The following is a 10,380-nucleotide window of genomic DNA, read 5'->3' on the forward strand; positions in this document are numbered from 1 at the left end:
GGCTCACGCCTCCTCGGGATAGGTGACGCCCCAGTCGGCCCGCAGGCGCGTCATGAGGTCCATGACGTCCGCCGCGACGTCGATGAGCCCGGCGGCCGCGGCGTCGCCCGCGACGGCGCGCTCGAGGTCGGCCATCTCGTAGCACAGGGCGTAGCCCTCCACGCCGGCGCTCACGGTCTCGCGGTGGCCGTCCGCGGTCCACACGATCGTGGCGGTGTCCGCGCGCGGGTACTCCATGACCTCGACGTAGCACCTGTCGAAGCTCAGCACGGCGCGCTTGGGCTGCTTGGAGTGGAGCGTGAGCGAGACTACGCCGAGCTGGCCCTCGGCGTTGCGGCAGACGATGCCGCCCGCCTCGTCCACGCCCGTGGGGGCGAGGTTGCCGAGCGAGACCACCTCCGCGGGCTGGCTCGCCATGAAGAGGCGCATGAGGCTGAGCGCGTAGACGCCGATGTCGAGCATCGCGCCGCCGGCGAGGCCGCGGTTGTAGAAGCGGTTGGTGAGGTCGCCGTACTCCTTGTAGGAGCCAAAGTTGAGCTGCGCGAGGTTCATGCGGCCGAACTCGCCCGCCTCCGCGCGGCGGAGGAGCTCGCGGTAGAGCGGCATGTGCAGGATCGTGGTGGCGTCCATGAGCACGACGCCGTTGGCCGCGGCGAGCGCGCGGGCCTCGGAGAGCTCGGCGGAGTTCAGCGTGATGGACTTCTCGCAGAGCACGTGCTTGCCCGCGGCGAGCGCGCCGCGCAGGTAGCGGATGTGCGTGTTGTGCGGGGTGGTGACGTAGACGGCGTCGACGTCCGGGTCGGCGTAGAGGCCCTCGACGGTGTCGTAGACCTTCGCGACGTGGTACTTCTCCGCAAAGGCGACGGCCTTCTCGCGCGTGCGGTTGGCCACGCCGGCAAGGCGGCGGCCCGCGAGCGAAAGCGAGGTGGCCATCTGGTTGGCGATGACGCCGCAGCCGATCACGGCCCAGCGGAGCTCGGGCGCGGTGAAGACGTCGTCGGGGAACGGGCGGTTCTCGACGGCGGCGAAGGCGGCCTCGGCCGCGGCGGCGGAGTCGAGCGGGGCGCTCTTTCGGGTGTCTGACATGGGGTCCTCCTTACCGTGGTGTCCTACCCTGTGACTCCCATTTTTGCGCAATTTCTTCCATTTGTACGCAACTTTGGGCATTGTAGCGGTAAGCGGTATGACATTGCCCATAAACGGTTATAAGTACGCATTTTTGAGCATTTTCACGCACACCTGGATGCTCCGCGACGTCAGCAGGCGCCGCGCGGGGCGAGAAGGACGCGCAATCTCGGATATCCGGACATCTGCGGTTACGCGTGACAAACTTGAAACTGCCCGATGCGCAAGCCCGAAAAAGGGGCCAGATTGGCGGCAAACCCCAAGCTGCGCGTTCTCGCGTGGATGCGGAATCGGGAGTTTGCGGACATCGCGGACTGCGCATGCGATCCTCGCGCGGCGCGACCGACGACTCGGCGGCAGGCCCAGATGCCCGCATGGCGAGAAGAACGGGGACGCCAGGGCGGGGACGCCGACAGAGAAAGCGGGCCCCGGACGAGTCCGGGGCCCGCGTCAACCCGGGGCGATGGGGCTCTCTCCCCTACTCGATCGCGGCGCGGAACCAGCTGGTGAGCGATGTGGGGTGCGTGATGCCGGTGCCTACGACGACGGCCCAGGCGCCCGCGTCGATGGCGGTCCTGGCGTCGGCCGGGGTGTGGACGTGGCCCTCGCAGATGATCGGGTAGTCGGGGAACTCCGCGGTGGCCTGCCTGAGCAGCGGCACGTCGGGGCCGTCCTCGAGCGTGGTGTCGATGGCGGCCTTGTTGTGGGAGAGCGTGGTGGACACGAGGTCGCAGCCGCAGGCCACGCCGCGGCGGATGTCCTCGATGGTCATGCAGTCGGCCATGATGAGGACGTCGCTCTGGGCGCGGATGGCCTCGACCGTCTCCTCGAAGGTGCGGCCGTCCGGGCGCGGGCGGTCGGTGGCGTCGAGGGCCACCACGTCGGCGCCGGCGTGCACACAGGCCAGGGCGTGGCGCAGCGTGGGCGTGATGTAGACGCCCTCGTGGCCCTCCTTCCACAGGCCGATGACGGGGATCTCCACGCGGCCCTTGATGGCGGCGATGTCGGAGAGGCCCTGGCAGCGGATGGCCGCCGCGCCGCCGAGCTCGCAGGCGCGGGCCATCTGGGCCATGGTCTCGGGGTGGCGCAGCGGCTCGCCGGGATAGGCCTGGACGGAGACGACGAGCTTCCCCCTGAGGGACTGGACGAGCGGTGAGATGGGCATGGCATCCTCCCTTCCGAGAAAACCTGACAAAGGTGACAGGGCAGTTTGTCAGGTTTTGTGCAACGGTCGCGGCGGGAAAACCTGACAAACTGCCCTGTCACCTTTGTCAGGTTTTCCGCGGGGCTAGTCGGAGACCTCGGCGTAGCCGGACTTCACGAAGTTCTCCGCGGCGCCGACGAGCGGGGCGTCGCCGCCGAGCTCGCCGCCCACGATGGGCGTGGTGGCCACGGGCGGCATGGCCTGGCCGCGGAAGGCCTCGGCCATGGCGTCGGACCAGTCGGGGCCGCACTGGGCCACGGAGCCGGAGAGGATGACGACGTCCGGGTCGAGCATGTTGCACATGCTGCCGAGCACCTCGCCGAGGGCGCGCCCGGCGCGGGCCTCGGCGGCCTTGGCGGCCTCGTCGCCCGCGGCGGCGCGGCGGTCGATCTCCGCGCCGTCCATCGGCGTGCCGTCGGCCGTGGCCTCGTCGCCGCCCAGGCGCACGTACTCGCGGATGATGCCGGGGCCCGCGGCGATGGGCTCGAGGTGGCCAGTGGCGCCGCAGGAGCAGGGCACGCCCGCGGCGGCCGGGCAGCAGACGTGGCCGATGTGGCCCGCCTCGTCATGGGCGCCGAGCATGATCTTGCCCCACTCGACGAAGGCGCCGCCAATGCCGGTGCCGACCGCCGCGACGAGGCAGCTCTTCTTGTCGCGGCCGCCGCCCCAGCGCGCCTCGCCCAGGGCATGGGCGTGGACGTCGTTGAGGACGCGGCACGGCAGGCCGGTCGAGGCGGTGACCTCGGCGCCGAGGTGGGTGCCGCCCCAGCCGGGCATGAGCTCGTTGGCGAAGGTGATGTCGCCGTTGCGCGGGTTCACCACGCCCGCCGAGGAGATGCCGACGCCCACGGGGGGCTCGTCGGCGCGCCCGATGGCGGCCTTCACCTGGGCGAGCACCGTGGCGAGCACGTGCTCGCCGCCCTTCATGGCATCCGTGGGGACCTTCTCGACCTTAGAGATCACGGGCGCGTCGCCACCGAGGGTGACGAGGCCGCAGGCGATCTTGGTGCCGCCGATGTCGACAGCAACGATGGTCTGGCTCATGGCTCTCCCCCCTAGCCCTCGAGAAGCCCGGTGTCCACGAGGACCTTCTTGATGGCCTCGACGTTGTCGCCCTCAAGGGCCTTGACCGGGCGCGGCATGGTGTTGGAGTCAAAGACGCCGAGGAGCCAGAGCGCGGTCTTGAAGGCGCCCACGCCGCCGGCATAGCCCTGCACGCCGGAGGTGACGTCGAAGATGTGGGAGATCTCGTTCAGGCGGTCCTGCTCGGCCCTGACCGTGGCCCAGTCGCCGGCCTGCGCGGCCTTCCACATGCGGACGTAGCCTTCGGGCTCGACGTTGGCAAGGCCTGGGACGGAGCCGTCGGCGCCGGAGAGGTACGCGCCGTCGACCACGATCTCGTGACCGGTGAGCAGCGAGAGCGGGTGACCGGCCTTCTCGTTCTCCTGGCAGAGGTAGCGGAATGAGATGTCGTCGCCGGAGGAGTCCTTGACGCCGGCGAGCACGCCCTCCTTGCCGAGCTTGACGAGCAGCGGCCACGGGAGCTTGGTGTGCACGCACACGGGAATGTCATAGGCGAAGATGGGCAGGTCGAGCTCCTCGTGGAGGATGCGGAAGTGCTCCTCAACCTCGGCCATGCCACCGAGGGCGTAGAACGGGGCGGTGGCCACGAGGGCGTCGGCGCCAAGCTCCTGGGCGACCTTGCCGTGCTCGATGACGCGCTCGGTCTCGGTGTCGATGATGCCCACGAGCACGGGCACACGGTGGTCGACGATGCGGACGGCCTCGGAGATGATCTGGCGGCGGCGCTCGTCAGTGGAGAAGACGACCTCGCCAGAGGAGCCGAGGAAGAAGAGGCCGTCGACGCCTGCGTCGATCATGCGGTCGATGAGGCGCTCGAAGGAGGGAACGTCGAGCTCGTGGTCGGGGGTGTCGGGGACGACGACGGGAGGGACGACGCCCGTGATCTTAAGGTCTGCCATGCTGGTCCTTTCTTGTGTGGGGCGGGACGCTCCGCCCCGTGCGGGACAGGGGGCTCAGATGCTAGGGCAGAAGCGGCGAGAGGAACGCGCCACTCGCCGATTCGCAAAGCGGGCGCGCCCGAAGGCGCGCCCGCCGCAGGGCCTTGGGGACTACTGACCGAGGTTGGGGTGCAGCAGCGACGGGGCCGCGCCGAGAAGCGTCTTGGTGTACGCGTCGTGCGGGTCCTCGAAGATCTGCCGTGCCGGGCCCTCCTCCATAATCTGGCCGTGGTTCATGACGACGATGCGGTCGGAGATGTAGCGCTCCGTCTGGATGTCGTGGCTGATGAAGACCATGGCCAGGCCGAGCTCCTTCTTGAGGTCCGTGAGCAGGTTCAGAATCTGCGCGCGGACGGAGACGTCGAGGGCCGACGTGGGCTCGTCGGCGATGATGACGTCCGGCTGGAGAGAGAGGGCGCGGGCGATGGCGACGCGCTGGCGCTGGCCTCCGGAGAGCTGGCCCGGGAGGGCGTACATCGCCGAGGACGGCAGGCCGACGATGCCGAGCAGCTCGTTGATGCGCGCCTCGCGCTCGTCGTCGGAGCCGACCTTGTGGACGATCAGCGGGTCCAGCAGCTGGTCGTGGACGGACATGCGCGGGTTCAGGGCCGTGGCCGGGTTCTGGAAGACGACGGAGACCACGCGGCCGATCTTCTTGCGGAGCTCGGCGGTGCGCTTGGTGACGTCGTCGCCCTTGAAGTAGACCCGGCCGTCCGTGGGCGACTGCAGGCCGCACATGACGTTAGCGGTCGTGGACTTGCCGCAGCCGGACTCTCCCACGATGCCGATCGTCTCGCCCGGCATGAGCTTGAGCGTGAGGCCGTTCACGGCGTGCACGAGGTTGGGGTGGAAGAGCGAGCCCGTGCGGGACTTGAACGTGACCGAGATGTTGTCCAGGAAGATGATGGGGGTCTGCCCAGAGGTCTTGTCCGCCATCTACCTCACCTCCAGTCGAGAGACGAGACCGTTCTTCGCGAGCTCCTCGTCCGGGATCTCCGATACGAGGTGATGGTCGGCGCCGGGAACGGGCTTGAGGATGGGATGGACGTCGAGGCCGACCGTGGGGTGGCTCGAGCGCGGGGCGAAGCGGTCGCCCTTGGGGAAGTCCGCGGGGCTCGGGACGGAGCCGGGAACCTGGTGCAGGCGGCTGCCGTCGTGCGCCTCGATCGAGAGGACGGCGCCGAGCAGGCCCTGCGTGTACTCGTGGATCGGGTTGGTGAGGAGCTCCTTGGTGGGGGCGGACTCGATGACCTGGCCGGCGTACATGACCGTGATCTCGGAGGCGACCTCGGCCACGAGCGCGAGGTCGTGGGACACGAAGATCATGGCGAAGCCGAGCTGCTTCTGGAGGTCGTTCAGCAGCTTGATGACCTGCTTCTGGACCGTGACGTCGAGCGCCGTGGTGGGCTCGTCGCAGATGACGAGCGAGGGGTTCCTCGTGAGGGCCATGGCGATGATGACGCGCTGGCACTGGCCGCCGGAAAGCTCGTGCGGGTAGCTCTCGAGCGTGCGCTTGGGGTCGAGGCCGACGAGCTCGAGGAGCTCCTCGGCGCTGCGGGTGCCGCCGCGGCTCGTGAGCTGCTTCATCTGGGCGGAGATGAGCATCGACGGGTTGAGCGAGGACAGGGAGTCCTGGTAGACCATCGCAAGCTCGTGGCCCAGCAGCTTGCGGTGCTCCTCCTTGGAGAGCTTGAGCAGGTCCTTGCCCTTGTAGAGGATCTGGCCCTGGATGCGGGCGCTGTCGGGCAGGAGGTTCATGATGGTCTTGGTGGTGATGGACTTGCCGCAGCCGGACTCGCCGACGAGAGCCATGCACTGGCCCGGGCGCACGTCGAAGGAGACGTTGTCCACCACATGGACGTCACCGTGGCGCGGGAACCCGATCGAGAGGTTCTTGACCTGGAGGATCGGCTCCACGGAGTAGTCGGGGACGCGGCGGTCGGTGCGCGCGAGCTCGACCTCGCGGAGCGCCCCGAGACGGCGGGCGAGGGAGTCGGCCTGCTCCTTGTAGGCGCGAACCGGATCGGCGACGAGGAGGTCGGCCTCGCGGCGGCTCTCGGCGTTCTCGTTGCTCACGGGCGCGGACGGGGCGGCGGCCATCGCATCGGTCAGGCCCTCGGAGAGGATGTTGAGGGCGAGGCACGTGACCATGATCGCGATGCCCGGGAAGAGCGCCTGCCACCAGCGGCCAAGCAGGACGCCGTCACGCGCGGACGAGAGGATGTTGCCCCACGTGGGCGTGGGCTCGGCGATGCCGGCGCCGATGAAGGTGAGCGACGCCTCGAAGATGATGGCGTCGGCGACGAGCGTGACCGTGAAGACCATGATCGGCGCGATGCAGTTGCGCAGGACGTGCCTCATGAGAATCCACGGGGCGCGGGCTCCGGAGACGATGACCGCGCGGACGTAGTCCTCGCCGTACTCGGACACCACGTTGGCGCGGACAATGCGCGCGATCTGCGGCGTGTACATGAAGCCGATGGAGAAGATGATGGCCGGGACGGAGTTGCCCAGGATGAGCACCAGGATGGCGGCGAGCGCGATGCCGGGAATCGACATGATGACGTCGAGCACGCGCATGATGACCTCTGAGACCGCCTTGCGCGCGACGGCGGCGACGGCGCCGATGATCGAGCCGAGGACGAGCGCGAACAGCGTCGCGCCAAAGCCGATCACGAGCGAGTACTGGCCGCCGTAGAGCATGCGGGAGAGGATGTCGCGTCCGGTGTTGTCCGTGCCGAAGACGTGCTCCGCCGAGGGCGGCTGGTAGGCCATGCCGATCTCGAGCGGGTCATGCGGGGCGATGACCGGCGCCAGGATGGCGGAGAGCGCGACCAGTATGAGGAGGACGAGAGAGATCTTGCTCGAGATGCTCATCTTCTTGAGGCCGCCGAGCTTGAGGCCCTTGGAGGCGGCGCTCTCGAGCTTCTCGGTCTGCTTTTCCCTGATCTTAGTCATGTGGCCTACACCGTCCTAATGCGCGGGTTGATCAGCAGGTAGAGCATGTCAACCACGATGTTGATGATGACGAAGGCCAGAGCCACGACCACGACGACGCCCTGAACGAGCATGATCTCGCCGCCGGTGATGCCCTGCTGGATGAGCGTGCCCATGCCGGGGAGCGCGAAGATGACCTCGATGACCACGGCGCCGCCCATGAGGTAGCCGATCTTGAGGCCGAGCGTGGTGATCGGGGTGATGAGCGCGTTGCGCAGCACGTTCTTCGCGATGACCACGTTCTCGGGGATGCCGCTGCCGCGGGCCGTCTGAACATAGTCCTTGTCGAGCTCCTCGACCATCGCGGTGCGCACGATGCGCGTCATCTGGCCGATGACCGGGAACGCCAGCGCGATGGCGGGCATGATCATGCGGCCGAAGTAGCCGGCGGGGTTGGCGAAGAGGTCGGGAAGCGCGCCCGAGGACGGGAAGACGCGCGTGAGGCCGCCCAGCGTGACCGCGAGGATGAGCAGGACCGCAAGCCAGAAGGACGGCGTCGCGATTCCTGCGATGGATATCACTCGTATCACCTGGTCCGGCCACTTGTCCCTATAGAGCGCCGAAACGACGCCAAGCGTGAACGAGAAGATCGCAGCGAGAAGCAGGCCGAAGAACGTGAGCTGCATCGTGATGGGCAGCGCCGAGGCGATGGCCGTGGCCACCGGGGTCTGGCGGCTGCCGTAGGTGCCGAGGTCACCCTGGCAGAGGCCGGCGATGTAGTCCACGTAGCGGACGGGCCACGGGTCGTTCATTCCATGCTCGTCCATGTACTCCTCGACGGCCTCCGGAGACGCGCCCTCGCCGAGGACGGTGCGCGCCGGGATGGAGGGGTCGGTGAAGGACATGAGGAAGAACACGAGCAGGGTGACGCCCAGGGCCATGATCGGCAGCGCGATGAGGCGCCGACCGATGAGGCGCAGAAGGTTGTTCATACCCTCTCCTCTCTCTATGCCTTTGGTGAGCAGAGGGGCCCGAGCTCATCCGCGCCCGGGCCCCTCGAACGTCCTTATGCCCCCCACCCTTCCGTGGGGAGAGGCCTTCGGAAGAGGCTACGCGCTCACGGTCTTGCAGCCGATGAAGTTCATGCCCGTGGTGCCGATGCCCTCGAAGCCCTCGATGGCGATGCCGCTGGGGCTGGTGGCGGCGTCGGCCCAGGACGCGGTCACGGTCTGGACGTGGATGAGCGGGTACAGGACGCAGTTGTCGGCGATGAGGTCGTAGACCTGCTTCCAGGTGGCCTGCTGCTCGTCGCCGGACTGGCCGAGGGCCGCGGTCATGAGCTCGCGAATCTGGGCGAACTCAGCGGAGGAGCCCCAGCCGGTGCGGGTCTGCTGCCAGACGTTGTCGCCGTACCACCAGTTGAGGAGCAGGTCGGGGTCGGCGCCCCAGCAGGACGGGTCGCCGGGGGCGATCAGGATGTCGAAGTTGTCGGAGCCCCCGTCGATGGCCGCGTAGGTGGCCGCCGAGGTGTCGGTGGTGACGGTGGCGTTGAAGCCGAGGGCGGCGAGGTCCTGCTGGGCCTGGATGCCCATCTGCTCGGCCTGCGTGTTGTCCGTCGTGCGGATCACGAGGTCGCCCGGCGTCACGCCGGCGTCGCTCAGCATGCTCTTGGCCTTCTCCTGGTCGTAGGTGTAGACCGTCGCGGCCTCCTGGTAGTTGGGGAAGTCGACCGGGATGTAGGACGAGGCCGCTGCGGCGAGGCCGCTGAAGATGTTCTCGATCATCTGGTCGGTGTTGAGGGCGTACATGATGGCCTGACGGGCGGCCTTGTTGTCCCACGGCGCCTTCGTGGTGTTGAACATGATGAAGCGGGTGCCGAAGCCCTGGACCTTGTCGACCTTGCAGCCCGCGGACTCGATCATGTCGATGGCGTCGGCGGTGACGGACTCCATGACGAGCGTGGTCCCCTGCTGCTGGGCGGTCATGCGCGCGGTGGCGTCGACGAGGATATCGTAGTGCAGGCCGGCGTCCTCGGCGGGATAGGAGCCGTTGTAGTTGGGGTTCGGGACGAGGTCGACGGTGTTGTCCGTGATGGCGTCATACATCCAGGGGCCGGAGCCGACGGGCTGGCTCGAGAGCTCGTCGTCGGTGGTGCCGGCGGGGAAGACGCGGACGAGCGCCAGGCGCTCCTTGAGCAGCGAGAAGTTGGCGATGGCCGTGGTCACGGTGATGGTGGTGTCATCGGTGGCCTCGAGCGCGTCGATCGGGGCGAGGAATGCGGAGTAGGTGGCGTCGGCCTTGGTGCGGTCGAAGGACTCGACGATGTCGGCGGTGGTCACGGGGTTGCCGTTGGAGAACGCGGCGCCCTCGCGGACGGTGATGGTGAAGTGGGTCTCGTCGACCTGCTCCGGGTCGCCGGTGGCGAGCTCGGGGAAGGTGGAGTAGTCGTGCGGGTCGGTGCCGTAGAGGCCCTCGAGGACGTGCCAGTTGGAGCCCAGGCAGAAGGCCGAGGAGGTCTTCGTGGGGTTGTACTCGGAGGGCGCGTACGCGGAGCCCGCGGAGATGGTGTTGCCGCCGGTGGCGGAGGCATCGCCCTGGGTGTCATCGGGCGTGGTGGTGTCCCCGCCGCCGCTGCAGGCCGCCAGGCCGAGAGCGCCGGCCGCCGCCGCCCCGCCGAGGAACGTGCGACGCGACACGGCGCTGTTCATGAGCTTCTTCATGTTCTCTCCCTTTCCTCCTGCGGCCGCCCCGTCTTGGGCAGCCGTCCCTTTGCCTTTCAACACTACGAAATGCGGGCGTAATCTTCCTGAAGCAAACGGCCGACGGTGCGTTTTGATACCCCAGACGGTAATCCTTCCGTAAGCTTATTGTGTATTGGTATTCTGGTTGGACCCTATTTCGCTTCTGTTTTCTATGCGATAAGATCCAATCAACTTCAAACAAATAGCTGGTGAATCAATTATTTCGACCTGATTCATGAATGACAGCCAAAGGTTCTTCTCGCCAACTGGCATCACAATGTAGAACCACTTGTATCATGCGCGAAGCGGTATCGATTCCATATCATATGCGCGCCACCGCCCGCCCCCACCC

At 67.7% G+C, this 10,380-nt stretch carries 8 protein-coding genes; all 8 read right to left on the reverse strand.

All coding sequences use genetic code 11. The features are described from left to right. Positions 1-3: 3 nt before the first annotated feature. The 8 genes from H6A23_RS09705 to H6A23_RS09740 all read right to left on the reverse strand — a co-directional run bounded on the left by H6A23_RS09705 (position 4) and on the right by H6A23_RS09740 (position 10,007). Positions 4-1,086: a Gfo/Idh/MocA family protein gene (locus H6A23_RS09705; protein ID WP_204831978.1), complete on the reverse strand. Its 1,083-nt coding sequence runs from the start codon at positions 1,084-1,086 to the stop codon at positions 4-6. A 517-nt stretch (positions 1,087-1,603) separates the two neighbouring features. Then, positions 1,604-2,290, reverse strand: a complete 687-nt coding sequence (locus H6A23_RS09710) for an N-acetylmannosamine-6-phosphate 2-epimerase (protein ID WP_204831979.1) — start codon at positions 2,288-2,290, stop codon at positions 1,604-1,606. A 123-nt stretch (positions 2,291-2,413) separates the two neighbouring features. Further along, complete coding sequence (locus H6A23_RS09715) at positions 2,414-3,373, reverse strand: ROK family protein (RefSeq protein ID WP_204831980.1); 960 nt, start codon at positions 3,371-3,373, stop codon at positions 2,414-2,416. Between the two features lie 11 nt (positions 3,374-3,384). Further along, positions 3,385-4,311 carry a dihydrodipicolinate synthase family protein gene (locus tag H6A23_RS09720; RefSeq protein WP_204831981.1) on the reverse strand — a complete coding sequence of 309 codons (927 nt, stop codon included), beginning with the start codon at positions 4,309-4,311 and terminating at the stop codon, positions 3,385-3,387. Between the two features lie 150 nt (positions 4,312-4,461). Continuing rightward, positions 4,462-5,286 (reverse strand): ABC transporter ATP-binding protein, encoded by an 825-nt coding sequence (locus H6A23_RS09725; RefSeq protein ID WP_075279888.1) that lies wholly within the window; start codon positions 5,284-5,286, stop codon positions 4,462-4,464. Continuing rightward, positions 5,287-7,308, reverse strand: coding sequence for a dipeptide/oligopeptide/nickel ABC transporter permease/ATP-binding protein (locus H6A23_RS09730; protein WP_273448435.1), 2,022 nt, complete (start codon positions 7,306-7,308; stop codon positions 5,287-5,289). A 5-nt stretch (positions 7,309-7,313) separates the two neighbouring features. Further along, positions 7,314-8,279, reverse strand: coding sequence for an ABC transporter permease (locus H6A23_RS09735; protein ID WP_075279886.1), 966 nt, complete (start codon positions 8,277-8,279; stop codon positions 7,314-7,316). 117 nt (positions 8,280-8,396) lie between these two features. Further along, on the reverse strand, positions 8,397-10,007 hold the full coding sequence (locus tag H6A23_RS09740; RefSeq protein WP_204831982.1) for an ABC transporter substrate-binding protein: 1,611 nt from the start codon (positions 10,005-10,007) through the stop codon (positions 8,397-8,399). Positions 10,008-10,380 lie beyond the last annotated feature (373 nt).

It is taken from the genome of Olsenella uli (genome assembly GCF_016900775.1).
Taxonomy (GTDB): Bacteria; Actinomycetota; Coriobacteriia; order Coriobacteriales; family Atopobiaceae; genus Thermophilibacter; species Thermophilibacter uli_A.

Coding starts and splice junctions, on each gene's coding strand:
- H6A23_RS09705 (WP_204831978.1), bottom strand. CDS start 1,086: ATGTCAGACACCCGAAAGAGCGCCCCGCTCGACTCCGCCGCCGCGGCC.
- H6A23_RS09710 (WP_204831979.1), bottom strand. CDS start 2,290: ATGCCCATCTCACCGCTCGTCCAGTCCCTCAGGGGGAAGCTCGTCGTC.
- H6A23_RS09715 (WP_204831980.1), bottom strand. CDS start 3,373: ATGAGCCAGACCATCGTTGCTGTCGACATCGGCGGCACCAAGATCGCC.
- H6A23_RS09720 (WP_204831981.1), bottom strand. CDS start 4,311: ATGGCAGACCTTAAGATCACGGGCGTCGTCCCTCCCGTCGTCGTCCCC.
- H6A23_RS09725 (WP_075279888.1), bottom strand. CDS start 5,286: ATGGCGGACAAGACCTCTGGGCAGACCCCCATCATCTTCCTGGACAAC.
- H6A23_RS09730 (WP_273448435.1), bottom strand. CDS start 7,308: ATGACTAAGATCAGGGAAAAGCAGACCGAGAAGCTCGAGAGCGCCGCC.
- H6A23_RS09735 (WP_075279886.1), bottom strand. CDS start 8,279: ATGAACAACCTTCTGCGCCTCATCGGTCGGCGCCTCATCGCGCTGCCG.
- H6A23_RS09740 (WP_204831982.1), bottom strand. CDS start 10,007: ATGAAGAAGCTCATGAACAGCGCCGTGTCGCGTCGCACGTTCCTCGGC.